Annotated in this window: 12 protein-coding genes; 7 read left to right on the forward strand and 5 right to left on the reverse strand. The window is 31.3% G+C overall.

Annotated elements, in window-relative coordinates:
- Positions 1 to 1038 precede the first annotated feature (1038 nt).
- Genes BUE84_RS05770 through BUE84_RS24915 form a run of 3 tightly spaced genes read right to left on the reverse strand, consistent with a single transcriptional unit; the run spans position 1039 to position 4512 of the window.
- Positions 1039 to 3306 carry a glycosyltransferase gene (locus tag BUE84_RS05770; RefSeq protein ID WP_238594369.1) on the reverse strand — a complete coding sequence of 756 codons (2268 nt, stop codon included), beginning with the start codon at positions 3304 to 3306 and terminating at the stop codon, positions 1039 to 1041.
- Between the two features lie 45 nt (positions 3307 to 3351).
- On the reverse strand, positions 3352 to 4380 hold the full coding sequence (locus tag BUE84_RS05775) for a pesticidal protein Cry7Aa (protein WP_079240861.1): 1029 nt from the start codon (positions 4378 to 4380) through the stop codon (positions 3352 to 3354).
- Positions 4381 to 4512, reverse strand: a complete 132-nt coding sequence (locus BUE84_RS24915) for a hypothetical protein (RefSeq protein WP_262487980.1) — start codon at positions 4510 to 4512, stop codon at positions 4381 to 4383. It lies immediately after the preceding gene.
- Between the two features lie 166 nt (positions 4513 to 4678).
- Here BUE84_RS24915 and BUE84_RS05780 point away from each other — a divergent pair, with 166 nt between their 5' ends.
- From BUE84_RS05780 to BUE84_RS24665, 5 genes are all read left to right on the forward strand, one after another.
- Entirely contained in the window at positions 4679 to 5239 is a 561-nt protein-coding gene (locus BUE84_RS05780) for a helix-turn-helix domain-containing protein (RefSeq protein ID WP_202971510.1), read from the forward strand.
- Between the two features lie 491 nt (positions 5240 to 5730).
- The gene (locus tag BUE84_RS05785; protein WP_079240862.1) at positions 5731 to 6000 is read left to right on the forward strand and encodes a heme oxygenase; all 270 of its coding nucleotides are present in this window, start codon (positions 5731 to 5733) and stop codon (positions 5998 to 6000) included.
- A 55-nt stretch (positions 6001 to 6055) separates the two neighbouring features.
- Entirely contained in the window at positions 6056 to 6550 is a 495-nt protein-coding gene (locus BUE84_RS05790) for a CinA family protein (protein ID WP_079240863.1), read from the forward strand.
- Positions 6551 to 7464: 914 nt separating this feature from the next.
- On the forward strand, positions 7465 to 8283 hold the full coding sequence (locus BUE84_RS05800; RefSeq protein WP_079240865.1) for an SDR family oxidoreductase: 819 nt from the start codon (positions 7465 to 7467) through the stop codon (positions 8281 to 8283).
- An 85-nt stretch (positions 8284 to 8368) separates the two neighbouring features.
- Complete coding sequence (locus tag BUE84_RS24665; protein ID WP_202971511.1) at positions 8369 to 8641, forward strand: nuclear transport factor 2 family protein; 273 nt, start codon at positions 8369 to 8371, stop codon at positions 8639 to 8641.
- Positions 8642 to 9309: 668 nt separating this feature from the next.
- On the opposite strand, the gene BUE84_RS05810 is transcribed toward BUE84_RS24665, so the two are convergent.
- Both BUE84_RS05810 and BUE84_RS05815 read right to left on the reverse strand, forming a co-directional pair.
- Positions 9310 to 10089 (reverse strand): hypothetical protein, encoded by a 780-nt coding sequence (locus tag BUE84_RS05810; protein ID WP_079240866.1) that lies wholly within the window; start codon positions 10087 to 10089, stop codon positions 9310 to 9312.
- Positions 10090 to 10881: 792 nt separating this feature from the next.
- Positions 10882 to 11805 carry a helix-turn-helix transcriptional regulator gene (locus BUE84_RS05815; RefSeq protein ID WP_079240867.1) on the reverse strand — a complete coding sequence of 308 codons (924 nt, stop codon included), beginning with the start codon at positions 11803 to 11805 and terminating at the stop codon, positions 10882 to 10884.
- A gap of 653 nt (positions 11806 to 12458) precedes the next feature.
- Between BUE84_RS05815 and BUE84_RS24620 the strand changes: the two genes are divergently transcribed.
- A complete protein-coding gene (locus BUE84_RS24620) occupies positions 12459 to 13943 on the forward strand; it encodes a helix-turn-helix transcriptional regulator (RefSeq protein ID WP_185117014.1) in 1485 nt (494 codons plus the stop codon).
- A 1470-nt stretch (positions 13944 to 15413) separates the two neighbouring features.
- Entirely contained in the window at positions 15414 to 16193 is a 780-nt protein-coding gene (locus BUE84_RS05825) for a hypothetical protein (protein ID WP_079240868.1), read from the forward strand.
- Positions 16194 to 16488 lie beyond the last annotated feature (295 nt).

Below are 16488 nucleotides of genomic sequence, written 5' to 3' on the forward strand. Positions count from 1 at the left end.
ACTAGTAAAAAATATTACTTCCAAGATAAAAGTCAGAATATTATATCAGAAGATCAGTTAATTGGAAAAAAGATGGATGAGATAGAATGTTTTCTTGCTGATTATCAATTACAAAAACTACATACAATAGAGCGTGTTTATATCCTGAAAAAAACATTTTTCGGAATATTTAAAATAAGACTTTATTTATATCTTAGTGAAGATACAGTATATAGTTATACTATTCAATAAACATAAACATTGTTATACTTTTATTATTCTTCCCATTATAGCTTGATGTTAGAACTCACATTTCTTTGGGATACCGATACTTGTTTTATTTTGCTTTGATGGTCTTTGAAAGCTATAATGTTATATTTTGTTGTTTCCTGTACGGCAGAGCCCCTTTGTAATTGTTAAATCATCTATTTCATTATAAGATTTTTATGTCTTGTACTAAGCTTTTTAATAAGAGTTCGGCAGTTTTGGATATCTTTCTGGAATTTTCAAACTAACGGTTACTTTCTACTCGATAACTTTTTTATTACAACTGGATTCTTGGATAATAATAAATAAATTGGCTGATTTCTTTTGGCTACCTGTGGTTTTTCATAATTATTGCTAATTGTGCACCTCAGTTAGTAATTATGATTTCCTATATGAAAGTCTTATTAGCCTCCCTAATGCCCTATAGTAGATTATATAACAAAAACCCTCCTTTTTAGGGGAGAGTCAATTGTACTAATGAGAATGTACAACTATTATGAAAAGTAAATGTAGGTGTTAATCAATTACATTTATATGCTGCAAGTCATACGATTCTATTTATTTTTGTCGTATTTGCAGTAGAATTAATACAGTTATTTTAACTCTTCTTAGGGAGTTTTTTTTATGAATAACTTTTTAATATGTCATTTCTGTGGATAAATGACCAACATCAGTGTTTGATCAGAAGTTTGACTGTTGGTTGGAATTACCAGTAAACTAATACTTTGCAGGCTATTGTCATGAATGCTATACTTATTTTCATTACAATGGATTACAACATTAATTATGCTATTACTTTTTAAAACAAAGCCTTGCCATGAGGTAGCTTACCGTGGATTCTGCTCCCTGATTAAGATTAACATTTTTCTCTTCAAGCCCATCATAACATCCACCTGTTGCAGGGTTATAAATAATCTGATGCAAATGATTCTTTCCTAAAAACCAACTAAAAGCATTCCTCATCATCTGCAAATATTTTTCATCATTAAAAACCTTGTAGAATGTAGATAAGGTTAGTATGGTATAAGCAACGTCAATAGGCTGTTCACCACCAATTGGTTCAGGACTATTAATCGTTTCTTTCTGCAGCCATCCTTTGTTAGATATTACTTTAATGCCTCCCTTACTAAATGTTTTAGAAAGCAAAAACTTGAATGATTCATTGGCAACCTGTTTATACATTTCGTCCTGGGTTGTAATCCACGCACACAATAAAGCTTCAGGGAGTACGCTGTTTCCGTAAGTAAGATAGCTTTCAAACCAATGCCAGTCTTTATGTTTCTCATGCTGATACATTTTTACCAGTCTGTTAGCCAGTTTTTTCAATAATGGAATATTGTTTTCAGAGTTTTGATAATGCAATCCCTTTATAATAAAAGCCATTGCACGTGTAGAATAAATTTTATCACTAGACGGAAGACTTTTTTCAATGATGGACTCTGCTTCATCAGAAAAAAGTCGTGGTAAGATTGCTTTTATAGAAAGAAGGTATCCCAATGCCCAGATTGCCCTGCCATTGGAGTCTTCAAGGTTGGTTTCGTAGTTCTGTTGTGCAAATTCCTTATCTTTATTTACATAGTTGAGAAAACTACCATCCGGTTGTTGACAAAACTTTATTACATTCAGGTAGGTTGAGATTAAGTCAAGATCAGATTCATCTCTGCTTACTTCGTAATGTCTGCAGGCTACAATCAAAGCACGGGCATTATCGTCCAAAGTATACCCGGAATTGATATCAGGTTTGTTGATTTTAGAAAATTGGATCATTCCAAAATCCGTTGTCATATTTTTGATATGGCTAAGATTGATGATCGGGAATGTATAGTGTAATGTCATTTTGTCTTTGTTGTATTGTTGAAATAATAAGGCGTGTGAAATAGATGAATTCTCCCAGGCTGTGGGAGCCATTTTTTCCAGACTATTTGATCGTAATTTTTCCTGTGCGGTTTCATTTTTCAATAATGTATTCACGGCAGCAGCAAGCTGTTCCGGAGCTTCAAAATCAATAATAATTCCCAGATCTTCATTTAAGACTTCCACAGCATGAGGAATAGGGGTAGAAACAATAGGGCATCCACAGCTGATGGCATAGGAAAAAGTACCGCTTACTGCCTGATTTCTGTCTTTTGAAGTGAAAAGATAGATATTGGTAAGTTGAAGATAATCTAGCAACTCATTCAAAGGCAGATATTGATTGATAAAGTATGTATGTTTTTCCAGATGAAGCCTCTTAATGGTATCCTGTAAAAAATCACGGTACTTTTCTCCTTCATATTTAATGATTCCGGGGTGTGTCTTTCCGATAATCAGGAACATTACATCCGGATTTTGGGAAACGATTTCAGGCAGAGCTTCTAAAGTGGTTTCAATATTTTTCCCAGCACCCAGTAAACCAAATGTTGAAAGTACCTTTTTATCTTTAAGTCCGTATTTTGTTTTCAGTGAAATTTTATCGATAAATGGCAGCAAATGGGTACCGTGGGGTATCACTTTAATTTTATCAGATGAAATATCATAATCATTGGTAAGGATATCCGCAGAAATACCGGTCATGACAATAATAGATTTTACGAAACTGCTGATTTCTTTTACTTTTTCTTTTAATTCCGGATCGGGTTTCGGCAGAACAGTGTGAAAAGTAATGATGAGGTCTTTCTGTAAATTTTGAAGGAAAAGGAGTAATCCGTCTGGGGTTTCGTTGAAAAATCCAAATTCATGCTGGAGCATAACCAGTTGAATCCTGTCATTTTTGTTGATTTTATCAGCCAGCTCTAAATAAGATATGGCATCGGATGTATTTAAGCGATATTCTGGATCTGCTTCATATTGATAATGCTCATCCTCAGTTTCCATCGGACAGATGATGATGGTAAATGATTCATTGAACTTTATCTGAAGAGATTGTATTAAATCCTGACAATAGGTTGCAATACCGCACACCTTAGGAGGAAAAGTGCTTATAAAGATAATTTCAGGCTTATGATAAATTGTGTTTTTTTTACTTTGTACAGATCGTCTTTTTGTCTTTTCCTCCACGTCTGATTTTATATTTTTATTCATGATGATATCTGTTTTAAAGTCTGACATCCTGTATTGAATCGTCAGTTATGATGTGTACCGTAGTAATTCTTTCAGTAATTCTGAAAGACTTAAAGAGGTAACAGCAATTCTTTTATCCGCTGCTCCATAGTAAACATGGAGTGTATCTCCTTCTACGATGGCTCCGGTAGGGAAGCAGACATTGTTTACTTCTCCCTTCTGTTCCCATTCTTCTTCAGGTTTGAAAAGAGGGTAAGGAAGTCTTGAAATTTCCTTTTTGGGATTATCAAGATCCAGTAAAGCAGCACATGCACTGTAAACATACCCTTCAATGGTATCATGTACCCCATGGTATATCAAAAGCCATCCATGCTTGGTTTCTATAGGGGGACATCCTCCGCCAATATAGCTTACCTCGTGTTCATATTGGGGAGATAATACAATATGTTCTTTAAAGTGAAGGAAATAATCTTTCCAAAAATCAGGATTCAGATCTTCAATGTTTTGTATGCTTGCAATTTGGATATCAGGTCTTATTCGATGAAGAAAATAAAGCTTACCGTTAATTCTTCTTGGGAAAAATATTACATTTTTATCCCAAAGGAAGACCTCTTTATCCTTTTTATGAGCAGGCGGGAGTTTGTTGAAGCGTCTGTACTTTTCTCCTATTTCACCTTGGGATTCTGTCAAAAGTTTAAACTTTTTGTACAGAATTTTTGGGACAATAATCCCTACTTTTTCCCATGATATAAGATCCTTCGATATGGCAAGTGTTCCCAATGCGTTAATTCCGTCATAACTGGTATAGGTAAGATAAAATAATTGATCAATTTTTACGACTCTTGGATCTTCAACTCCATGTTTTTCGTATTCAAACTCGGGGATGATAACCGGGTTGCTGAACCGGGTTTCTATGGTCTTATAATCTGATAGTATACAATGACCAATACTGGAGAAATTATTCTTTGCAAGAGCCCTGTACAATAAATGTATTTTTCCATTATCCTGAATGATTGCTGGATTTAAAACACCCTCACTCTCAAAGTCTAATGTCGTTTTTCTGAGTATAATTCCGTCTTTTTTCAGTGGGACCATTTAGCTGCCGGTATTTCGGGCTTCATTTTCCCTGTATTTTCTTTTGTTCATTTTATCCTCCCGTTTCTCTTTTGCGGATTTTGCGGGTGGAGTTTTATCTGATTTCTTTTTTCCGTCTTTTTCTTTTGACATTGTGAAAATATTTTTTGTTACCTGTAAATTTCAATCATTAAAAAAGGAAAGCTTTGCAATTGTCTTTTAATTTGTTGTATAAATCATAGATATTTCCGATTGAATAGACTAACTTTGAATAAATGGCTGTTAATGAAATAATTGGCCGGTATAAATCGTAAGGGAGATGAAGTTGTATATAAAATATATGGTAAGTTTGCGCTGCAAAATGGTTGTCCATCAGGAACTGGAAAAACTGGGCATTAAAAATGCTGTCGTCGATTTGGGAACAGTAGAATTGTTGGATGATATTAGCTCAGAAAAAAGACAAATCCTTAAAGAAAATTTACTTAAAACAGGACTTGAGGTATTAGATGATAAAAAAAGTATCCTGATAGAGAAAATAAAGAATGTAGTGATCGAAATGATTCATTATTCAGATGAACTTCCAAAAGAAAATTTCTCAGATTATATAAGCGAAAAATTAGGATATGACTATACTTATCTTGCGAATACCTTTTCTGAAGTGAAAGGAATGACACTCCAGCATTTTATCATTATTAATAAAGTGGAAAAGGTAAAAGAACTGCTGTTGTATGACGAACTGAATCTTACAGAAATCTCTTATAAACTCAATTACAGCAGTGTGGCTCATCTCTCTAACCAGTTTAAAAAGATCACGGGGCTTTCTCCTTCATTTTATAAGCAGTTGAAACAAAGGCGTCTTGGAAACCTGGAAGACTTATAAAAGTGGGATATATGTAAGATTATTCCAGATATATATAGTGTAGTCTATACTGAAACGGCCATCTTTGTAGTATAATAATCAGGAATTTATCAGATCCATTAAAGTTTATATCACTATAAATAATGCAAATTTTAGACTGGAAAATATAGAGAGCAGTTGAAAGTATACATCGTACATAATGCTTGTCTCTGGTATTAGAAAACATTGTAGTAGTAAAAAAAGACTGGGAAAAGCGAAATTAATAGACTTACGGATTCTCAACTTTAATAATGAGCTTATTAAAATCTCTATAAAATAGGTAAATCTGTTTTCAGAAGGTTTTAATTAATTAAGGATAGGAACCTCTGGTTTCTGTCCTTTTTAACCCTATTGATATATAATATATTTCATCAACTGAATCTACAAAAAGAAATCTGTTTGAACATTAATGAGTAAACAACTTTTTTTATACAAAACAGACTTTTCTTATTATCATCCTAACGCTGGAAGCCATGAAAACAATACATCTTTTTCAATTTAAGAATTCCATTTCCCGAAAACAACCTTTTTTTAAGGAAGAATGCAGATTAGAGAATTTAAATGATTTAATGGCTTATGATCTGATGAACACTGAAAAAGTAACTGAGTTCATTATTGAGGTTCATGATGATTTTATTTTTGAAGATATGACCAGAGAAGATCTTTTATCAATGTGCAGCAATGCCAAGGAAATGATTGAGCATTATTTTGTAACAACCATGAATGACTATGACGTTATCTGAGCATGATTTCAGCAGTGTAAAAAGTTTTTTAGATTAACATTAAATTTTAGATGCAATGAAATTTCAGCAAAACTTACTTGATTATATCAGTACTTCACTTATTACAATGAATGAAACAGTATCTGTAGCAGAAAGTGTCACTTCGGGATTAATACAGCTTGCTTTTTCCCAGATGCCTAATGCAAAACTGTTTTACAAAGGAGGAGTAACAACTTTTACAGTACCTGAAAAATTTAACTTTTTAGATATCAACAGTATTGAAGTTGAGGAAAATGGTTTTGAAACCCAAAAAATGGCTGATACAATGGCTATAAAGGTTGCTGAATCATTTGGAACAGATTGGGGGATTTCTTCTACGGGATATGCTGCATCTGTAAGAAATTCAGGATTTAAAGTGTATTCATTCTGCTCATTCAGTTACAAAGGAGGGATTGTGCTTTCCAAACGCATAGAACTTCATGATAAGACTCAGGCATTAGATGCACAGTTATATTATACGGAATTTATTTTAGGATGTTATAAAAGTGCACTTAATCAAATATTAATTTAAAAGTATTTATGCTCAGTTCAAAGGAATACATTTCAATCTTTTATCTTCATCAATTATTTGTCGTATGATAGTAATTAATTTGTCTCCAGGAAAATGAGAAAAAAGCTAAAATTGTACTGGAATTTATTTAGTATCAATAATTTATAATAAGCTAAAAGAGAAAATTAATCTCTGCATAAAAGCTTACAATTTTTGAATAAATAGAATTGGCAAATATCCGATTCTATTTTGTTTTATTGTGCCCCACGATATTCCATTGTATTGTTGAGTCCAAATGAGTGCATAAATTTAGTAACTCAACAGTAGTAGGCTCGTCACCCTCATCCATAACATCTAACCCCAACACTTTTTAGTTCTTTGGATATGTAAGGAAAGAGCGATTTAAGTTGTTTTTTTGATACTGTTCTTATCCCTTATATCGGTTGGCGGAGTCTCGAATAAATCATCTAAATATTCATCACTCAGCTCTATCAGCTTATCATATGTAAGTTGGTGTTCATGGAACAGGCTAATATACTTTTTGGCTGTATTGCGTGAGGTACCCAGTTGTTTGCTTATCTGCAATTTACTTACTCCCTGGGTGTATAATCGTAATAATTGTTTGATGTTCAACATGTCTATTCTTTTGTTAGCCATTGGTATTTTTTGGCTAAGTTATTCAAGGCACGTTTTCTGACTTTTTTGGGTGGTCAATTTGCTCAGGAATCAACTGATCACTTTCGCAGGATTAACATGGTCAATTTTGAAGAATTCTATACTATACCGCTTTTAAGTAGAAATGCGGTGTAACACCAAGAGAAATCTTAACCAACCTAAAATAAATGAGCTTTTTAGAAAGTGATTTTTGAGCTTTGTAGAAAACAAATTAAAAAAAGACATTATTAATTTTATTGTCATAAAATATATGCAAAAAAATGACAAAGACGATTTTAATTACAGGCACATCTAAAGGAATGGGGCGCATAGCAGCAAAGTTTTTCGCCGAAAAAGGCTGGAATGTAATAGCTACTATGAGAAACCCTAAACAGGAAACCGAATTAAGCAGATATCCAAATGTATTAGTAGCTGAATTAGACATAACAAAAGAAAACACAATTACTGATGCAATACAAAAATCTATTGAAAGATTTGAACAAATAGATGTTTTGTTAAACAATGCTGCGTTCGGACAATTTGGTTTATTTGAAGCTGTTGAACCTGAACAAATAGAAGAGCAGTTTCGTGTAAATGTTCTTGGGACTATGAATGTAACAAGAGCAATCCTACCTCATTTCCGTCAAAATAAATCTGGAATAATTACTACTATTTCATCTGCTGCGGGGAGAATCGGAATGCCAATGGTTTCTCTTTATGCTTCTTCCAAATTTGCTATTGAAGGATTTTTTGAGTCGCTCTATTATGAATTGTTTTCACTGGGAATAAAAGTGAAACTCATCGAACCGGGAGGCGTAGATACCACGTTTCATCAGACAGCAGAAGAAAAATTTGGAATTAATGAAGATCTGAAAGATTATAATTCTTTTACAGAAAAATTCATGGCTAAATTCGAAAAAATGCATGATGGAATGGCTTCCGCAGAACAAGTGACAGATGTTATTTATCAGGCAATTACTGACAATACCAATCAACTGCGCTATATCATTGGTAACGATGCCACTTCATGGATTGGCGCAAGAACTGGCCTGAAAGAAGCTGACTACATCAGTTTTATGTCCAATATATACGAATTATAAAACCATAAATAAAATTCAAAAATCAGCAGAAATGAATACAGAATAAAAATTTCAGGAATCAGAAGACCGCTTGGCAATCCGGGAATTGATAGACAGTTATGCATACTGTGCAGATACAAGAGATTCGCAGGGACAGATGGAGCTATTTACGGAGGACTTATTGTTTGAGGTTTATTATGACCCAAAATCGGGAATACCTTCGCAGGTCATCAACGATAGGGGTGATTTGTTCCCCGTGTTTGATCATCTGAGTACTTATAATGCGACCATGCACTTTAACGGGCAAAACACTGTGAAGCTAAACGGACATACGGCAACGGGAATTGCTTACTGTATGGCACACCATCTTACTATTTAAGAAGGGAAACAAAAATTAATGGTAGCAGCAATTCGTTACCATGACAAATTTGTAAAGCTCGAAAACAAATGGCTTTTTGCCGGGCGTAAATTGTCCGTTGATTGGATTGAAAATAATTAAATAACTTTTTGAAAAAAAGCCGGCTTGGATATATGAAGCCGGCTTTTTATTTCCGGTTTCACAAATCTCTATTGCATTCTTTTTTCATGAATATCTGCAAACTGGTTGGGCGATTTTCTTCCGTTTAAAACTACGATCACTAATGTTTCGTGCCCCCAAAACATTAGTCCTCCGTAAAGGTAAATGGAGATTTACTCTTAAAAATCGTCTCATTTGCCAAACCAAAAGGCGAAATGGTTTTTTAGATCTTTTGCGCTTTATACTCTCCATTCTTCAATATTGACTCAATAGACCAACAAACTTTGTTGTCAAAGTTGCTCTTGAATGTTCTCCATCAGGCCAAAAATCGACTTTTTGGGCTCTATCTGCAATATGGTTATCCTTTCTATTCGGTATATTCTTTAATTTTCATTTTTGCTAAAGCCACTTTCCTCCAAGGACTATGGTAAACTCGAACCTATAATTAGAAAGAAAAGTAAATTTACTCTTCATGTAAAATGGCTTTAATGTTCAATTAAAGTTTTGAGAATTGCTCATTCTTAATATAACTAAATTCTAGTATTTAATATTTTAATAGAATTAAAAAAAACAAATATTTCTGGAACTAAATATACTATTGTGGACTTTACTGGAGTAAGTTCAAAGTAGATGACAAGCGGTAGTGTAATAAAATAAAGGATAAGTATGATTCCTACTATATTTTGGATTATGATTTTTATTGTTTTTTTATGAATAGCAAGTGTTCTTACTTTCTTTAATGAAACATTTTCATAAGTGATTTTTTCTTTAATAAGTCTGGCTTTTGCAAGCATTTTGACCGCTGAAATAATTAAATCAAAATCTGGTACTGAAAAAAAAATTAATAGAATAAGCGTTATTCTAATATTGCCGGTTATAATAAAAAATTCACCAATAATCAATAGAAACAATACAGTTAGCCAGCGAAAGTGTATATTTATTTTTTTTTCAAATAAAAAAACAATTTCAGTATTTTCTCGAAGTAGGTTGATTAGTCTTGACAATTGATTGTCTTTTAGTGTTTTAATGAGGATGATTGTTAGAATAGCAGAACCTGTTAGGTACTCTTTATAAAGTAAACATAACGTAACCGCAATAGCTATAAAAAACTCTAAGCCTATATAATTTTTCTTAATAAGTTTTGCAATTGCTGTTTTTAATAATATTAATAATCCCCCTAATATTGTTGGTAATAAAAATACGACAGAAATAATTTCCCAATAGTATAATAAATTTACAAAGATAAGAGTAAATATTGTAGTAATTTCTAATGTAATTTCTTTTAATAACTTTTCATTTAAACCGTCCATATCTTTTATTTATAAATTATATTATAGTTTTTGATGCGATAAAATGTTTTGAATCATCCTATTGATTCGATAGAGAGATGTATATATTGAGATGTTTTTTATATTTTAAAACCACCATTTAGTTAATAAATGGTGGTAGAGAAACCATAATTGAGGAACAAGTAAAGTTGTAATAAATTAGTTATATATAGTTTCTTTAAATATGTGCTTAATTTTGTTACTTATTAGTCATACACTACTAAAGATCATATATTCTTTTAATTAATAGTAATGCAATATTAGTAAAAGTATAGAATGTAATATTATTTTTACATACAACATAGATATCACATTAAATTACCAGTCCTAAATAGGTGTATTTTAATTAAATAGTTTTCAAATAACTTAATTAAAGTAGGACATAGTAAGTCCTAATGTATTAAAGAGGAAGTATAGTTTTTAGAGATATACGTATAAGTTATTCTGTAAATGTTTATTTACAGATAAATAGATGCTATGATGTATAAGCCCTGAAGGACTAGATTGAAAGTTCATGTTGTAGTTTGGCTCTATTGATGGAAAAATTCATCGTAGATTAATTATGATCAAGCTGGTACTTGTTACTATTACGATTATTATTATTATTATTATTATTATTATTATTATGTCTTTATATGTTAATGGTCTGTATTTTAATAGTTTTTTTTAAAAAACTAGAGTAGTTGTTGAGTACTCCTTTTAAGTCAATTATTTTTGATAAAATAGTTGAAAAGAAATAAAGCAGGAAAGTATATCTTTCTGTGCAAACCTTTTTTAATCTAGATCAGTATTATGATTTTTAGTATGTTCCTGTATCCAAATTGACAAATCTTTTTCTGATTTGATATTGATTTTTTTTCTTAGATTATATCTATTATTTTCTACAGTTTTAACGGACTTAAAGGTATATTGTGAAATTTCCTTTGTAGTTAAGCCTAGGTAAAGATATGCAGATAAAGTAAGTTCTGAAGTTTTTAAATGAGGATTGATTTCGAGCATTCTTCGTGTGAAATTTGGGAATTTTTGCTGGAAATGGCTCCAAAAATGTGGAGAATTGGCTTGTACCATGTTTATAAGTGCAGGGAGTGAGTTATTTGCTTTTTGTGTAAGAAAATTAATAGTTTTGTCTTTTGCTATTAAATCCATTCTATTTTTATAAATTATAAGATTGAACTTCTGTATAATTTCATATTTATGGTTCTTTTCTTTATTGAATTTAAATAAAATAATTGTACTGAATCCTAGAGATGCAATGCTTGATAATAATATAAATGTATGTTTAAGCTTAGTAATTCGTGTTTCCTCAGATTCTTTTTTCAAAAATACTTTTGCTAAATACATGAAATTTCTAATCTTTGGTATTTTAAAATATATATCAGAATGTAAGTCAAAATAAGCTGGTTGAATGTGGGTAGCTTTATTTTGGAAAGTAATAGTATTTTGATATTGCCCCTTAAAAAAAAACTGATCATTATTGTATATTTTCTTTGTTACAGTTTCACCGTCAGTCTGATTAAAAAATAGCGGTGTTTGGGTGAAGATGTCTTTTAGAATATATATATTATTTTGACAAATAATTGATTTTGAAATGTCGTAATTGTAAAGTTTTATCAACGTGCCTATTCTGCTTTCAGCTGCATCTGAAGCAGGGAAAAAAAGAGAAAGGAATAATAAGAATAATTGAATTGTGATTTTCATTGTTTAAAAACTTTAATTTTTAGGGATTTTATAAAGAATTTATTTAATTTTTTTAAAAATAAGTTAAATAAATCTTATTTACAATCTTTTATTCAAAGGTTTTAGCACTAATTTAAAATAGCTCAGTATATATTAATTATCCTGATTTTTTGATAAATCTTAGATGAAAATCTTTTTAACTTGACCCCCTGAAAAACCTACTGCGCCCTCTTGCAGATAAATACATTGATTGAATTGGTAAATTTCCAATTGTAATAAACGTAAACAAATCATTATTCTTCCTTAGCTAAAATAACAATATGATGCTGATTGAAATTAGATCTTATGCCATTTAGTGTACCAACCAGTTTTTCTTTCTGTAGTATATGTTTCTAGGGGGGATGCTGCTAATTTCCTTTTAATGTGATGTGAAAATAAGTATTGCTAAAACCCAATTTTAAGTTCAATGTGTGAGGGTGCAACCCTAAGTGTTACAATAAAATAATTTATGAAAGAAGGTAATTATCCGGTATAAAATTAATCAGATTTGGCAAGTTCTTTGCATATACAGAATACCTTTCTTTAAAAATAAGTAATACAGTATATTTAATAACGAACTTCTATTAGTTGTGTCTTTGTAAAATATTAGCAAAAAATAGTAAAAAAATCATAAAATGAAATTATGTTTTATTGTACTCTTTTTAATAGCCAATAACTTTTATTGTCAATCAGATTTACAGGCAGAGGTACGGTTGCTTCTTAATAATTCTAATAAAGAATTTCTTAAAATGCAATATGTGGAATCTTTAAATAGTGGTAAGAAGGCTCTTACAATTTCAAAAAAAAGGAATTATTCTGAAGGAATTACAAAATCGTCTATTTGTATAGCTAAAGTATTATTAGAAATAGGATTATACAAGCAGGGACTTGATTATTTAGCAGATTCAGAAAACCAACGTTACTTTCAAAAGTCTTTGCAGTGTCATATTGAAGTAGCGAGGCTTAAAGGCAGAACCTACGGAAATCTTCGATTGCATAAAAGATCCATTGAGCAATTTCAAAAGCAATTACTACTTTCGAATAAACTTACAAATGATAGTGAAAGATATCGATATCTTTTTCTAGCACATCAAAATTTGTCAGCTATTTTTCAAATTCAGAATCAAACCGATTCTGTCGCGAAACATTTAAAACTTCAAGAGAATATATTGCGAAAACTACCTGAAAGATATGCATGTGTAATGCTATCCACTACGTATGTTCAGAATGCTGAATATAAAATGTCACGAAAGGATTTTGTAAATGCCCGTGCTTATCTGGATAGCTCTCTATCTATTCTAAGAAAGTATAATATTGCTTACTTACATTATACCTGGGAAGGGATTGGAGATCTCGAAAAGGTCCTCAGGAATAAAGAAAAAGCTGTATACTCTTATGAAATGGCTTTGAAAAATGCGATTCAATTGAATAATTCCGGTGCAAAGAATCACTTGTATAAGGTTTTGGGAGATTATATGACGGAAAATAAAATGGATATTGAGAAGGCAAATATGTATTTGTACTATTATCAAAAGTCACATGATTCACTTGAAAGCGGAAATAAAGCGGTAATAGAACGTGCCTTTAATGAAATATTAAATAAGAATAAGCGTGAGCATGATGATAAAGTGCAGCAATATATATATATAATATCGGTCATTTCAATAATTACATTCCTATTGGCTTACTTTTATTACTCAAGAAGGAAAAAGAGTGAGACTTTAAAAAAGGAAAAACAAAAAATTATTATAGAAAATGAAAATTTAAAAACCGATTTAATAGAAACTAATAGCAAAAAATTAGAAGAACTTATTACTTTAGCTAAAAATAACAGTCCGGATTTTTTGATTTTATTTAAAGATCTTTATCCGGATTTTGTTATTAAAATGACAGAGCTTGATCCTTTGATAAAGAGTTCAGAACTATATTTTTGTGCGTTGGCTTATCTTAATTTTTCTACCAAAGAAATTTCTCAATATACATTTGTAACAGTTAGAGCTGTACAAATTAGAAGGAATAGATTGCGAAAAAAGTACAATATTCCATCTTCTGTTGATTTTAATCAATGGATCTATAATTTATCTGTTGAAGTTAATAGTCGGAATAACAGTGATAAGTAACCTTTGAAACATAATATTGGTCGTAGAGAATAATTGACCTGACAATTAAGGTTTATTATGAATCTACACAATTGACAAATCATCATTTGTAATACCAATCGACTATTTTCAAGTGGGATAGCCCGAAGGAAATCTTAGATGCTATGGTATAGTTTTTTATTCTTTTCTATCTCATAAAAATAAACCTATGGACTACTTGTTATTTTTCTTCAAAGATTATAAATTCACTTTGCTTTACACTCAGAAATCCAAACTTTCATAAGATGTTAGTATTCAATCTCGTATAGTACTTTAACCTTGCACTGTCGGTCACTTTTTAACTCGAAAATTTTCACACTCAAAATTCTATTTTAAAATGGATACAAAATAAAGGCGTCTGCTTTTGATACTATAGGTTTGGCAAATTGTATGTGGATGTGTTTAAGTGATTGACTTCCATTTTTTTTAAAAATTATGATAGGTGTATGATAGGTGAAAATAATTTTTACATGACTATAGTTTTACTTTTAAACCGTATGTAAAAATAGTTTTGAAAATGTCATCATTTTTAGTCATATGAAAATTAAGAAATAGATGCAGTGATATCAAAAGGTCCTAATTAAAAGATATCGTCATGAAATATACTGTATTGATAAGAAAGATATTAATAGTTGTAAGCACTGTATAGCATTTTATAAGTAAAAATAGGTGCTTATTCTCCGATATCAATTTTATGGTTTTATAGTAGAAGCTAGGTTAAAACTGGTCATGTGAGGTTTGTGGGTTAAGTAAAAAAATATAATAATAAATACATAATGATATGGTAAATGAAAATATTATTAATTTGTTTAATAGGGCAGGAATATCTGCAAATACACTTAAGATATGAAGAAAATTAAAACAAGAAAAAGTACGGGATACAAGATTATCTTTCGTAATGCTTTTATTGTGTTCAAAAATATAAAAATGAGCAGGATATTTCGGATTTTGCAAGTGGAAGTAAAAATGATGTTCCTGAGAAAATTAGGAAAATATGAAATGACTCTAAAGGTCATTAATTAATCCGGGATGTACTTATAATAAGCTCTAAAGCCACCGATTTTATTGGTGGCTTTTTGAGCTTATATCAAAAAATAAATAGGGATCAATTCTCATAACCGGGTTGAAGCCATTATACGCCTTTTAAAGCAAACGCTTTTACGAAATTTTTTCTCGGAAATAATGGTATGATAAAGACATAAAAGAGTAACGGTTGTAAGTGTTGGCTGTTTTAGGGAAAACAGATAGTAGATTTCATAATCAAAAATTTTAATTCACGTATTTTAGACTTATTTATTTTTGGATTTATTTTTTAATATATTGATTATTATATGATTGCGCAAATAGAGGGGTTGTTAGGGGGTTGTTTTTTTTCTTGTTTCATATATTCTGATTTGTTTTGTGAAAGCTTTTTGAACTTTTAATTTTTAATATGCTAAATACATTTAATCTATGAAAAAAGTAATTTTATTGCTTCCCATAATACTTTGTGAAGCTATCTATGCCCAGGTTGGTATAAATACGTCAAATCCTCAGGGAACTTTCCATATCGATGGCGCAAATGATAACTCGCCGACAGGTATACCGGCAGTATCCCAGCAGAATAACGACTTCGTAGTAACTTCGGCAGGTAATACGGGTATTGGTACAGTGGAACCTACAACAAAACTGGATATAAGAAGTGATAGTCAAGGGGCCATCAAAATCGTAGATGGAAGTGAAGGAGCTGATAAAGTTTTAATGAGTGATGGAAATGGAGTAGGTACCTGGAAAATTCCCGCATCTATAAGAGCAACGGCAAGTGGTGTCTTCCCATCACCAACAGCAAGTACAACTTCGGACGGCGGGTCTGGCAGACCTTACTCAAAAGTTTATATTGATCTTACACAAGGAAAATGGGCAGTGAATGCGGGTTTAACCATAAGTAATAACACTAATCCAAATAAATTCTGGCTCCATGCTTATCTTTCTACTTCTCAAACCAGTACTGTGCGAACAGGTTTTACTCATTTAGGTCCTGCGGGAGCAAACACTGCCTATGCTTCTGTCATTTCTCCCAATACCGGCACTGGTAATGATGGAACCTTGAGTATGCTTACGGGTTCATCTGTTATCGATGTTACCGCTCCGTCTGTTAGAATATATTTACTGATTGAAAATAAATCTTCAGGAATGTGGACTTTCGGTACGGGGGCCTACGAAAACTATTTTTATGCAATACCATTAAATTGATTATGATTAATGTTCTGTTAAACAGTAAAATACCCTGCCTTGTAAGGTGTATAAAAGAATAGAACATTATTAAAAATTATACAGTTAAGAATGAAATCATTTATTACCCATTAATTGTTCCCCAATTAATAGCATGTTTTCACACCACCGGATGTTATGCAGCATCTGGTGGTTGTTTTTTATTGAAGAAATTTCTTATGTATACTTAAAACTATTTCTAAAATCAATTTTTTGATGGTATTAAATAGAAGGTGTAAGATAGTAATTCAGTAATAGTTAACCTTTTGCTGTTTAG

The sequence above is a fragment of the Chryseobacterium indologenes genome, assembly GCF_002025665.1.
GTDB classification, from domain to species: Bacteria; Bacteroidota; Bacteroidia; order Flavobacteriales; family Weeksellaceae; genus Chryseobacterium; species Chryseobacterium metallicongregator.

Bases quoted from the DNA above. Each gene is read 5' to 3' on its own strand.
- BUE84_RS05825 (WP_079240868.1), top strand. From the start codon at position 15,414: ATGAAAAAAGTAATTTTATTGCTTCCCATAATACTTTGTGAAGCTATC.
- BUE84_RS05800 (WP_079240865.1), top strand. From the start codon at position 7,465: ATGACAAAGACGATTTTAATTACAGGCACATCTAAAGGAATGGGGCGC.
- BUE84_RS05770 (WP_238594369.1), bottom strand. From the start codon at position 3,306: ATGAATAAAAATATAAAATCAGACGTGGAGGAAAAGACAAAAAGACGA.
- BUE84_RS05775 (WP_079240861.1), bottom strand. From the start codon at position 4,380: ATGGTCCCACTGAAAAAAGACGGAATTATACTCAGAAAAACGACATTA.
- BUE84_RS05785 (WP_079240862.1), top strand. From the start codon at position 5,731: ATGAAAACAATACATCTTTTTCAATTTAAGAATTCCATTTCCCGAAAA.
- BUE84_RS05810 (WP_079240866.1), bottom strand. From the start codon at position 10,089: ATGGACGGTTTAAATGAAAAGTTATTAAAAGAAATTACATTAGAAATT.
- BUE84_RS05815 (WP_079240867.1), bottom strand. From the start codon at position 11,805: ATGAAAATCACAATTCAATTATTCTTATTATTCCTTTCTCTTTTTTTC.
- BUE84_RS24620 (WP_185117014.1), top strand. From the start codon at position 12,459: ATGAAATTATGTTTTATTGTACTCTTTTTAATAGCCAATAACTTTTAT.
- BUE84_RS05780 (WP_202971510.1), top strand. From the start codon at position 4,679: ATGAAGTTGTATATAAAATATATGGTAAGTTTGCGCTGCAAAATGGTT.
- BUE84_RS24915 (WP_262487980.1), bottom strand. From the start codon at position 4,512: ATGTCAAAAGAAAAAGACGGAAAAAAGAAATCAGATAAAACTCCACCC.
- BUE84_RS05790 (WP_079240863.1), top strand. From the start codon at position 6,056: ATGAAATTTCAGCAAAACTTACTTGATTATATCAGTACTTCACTTATT.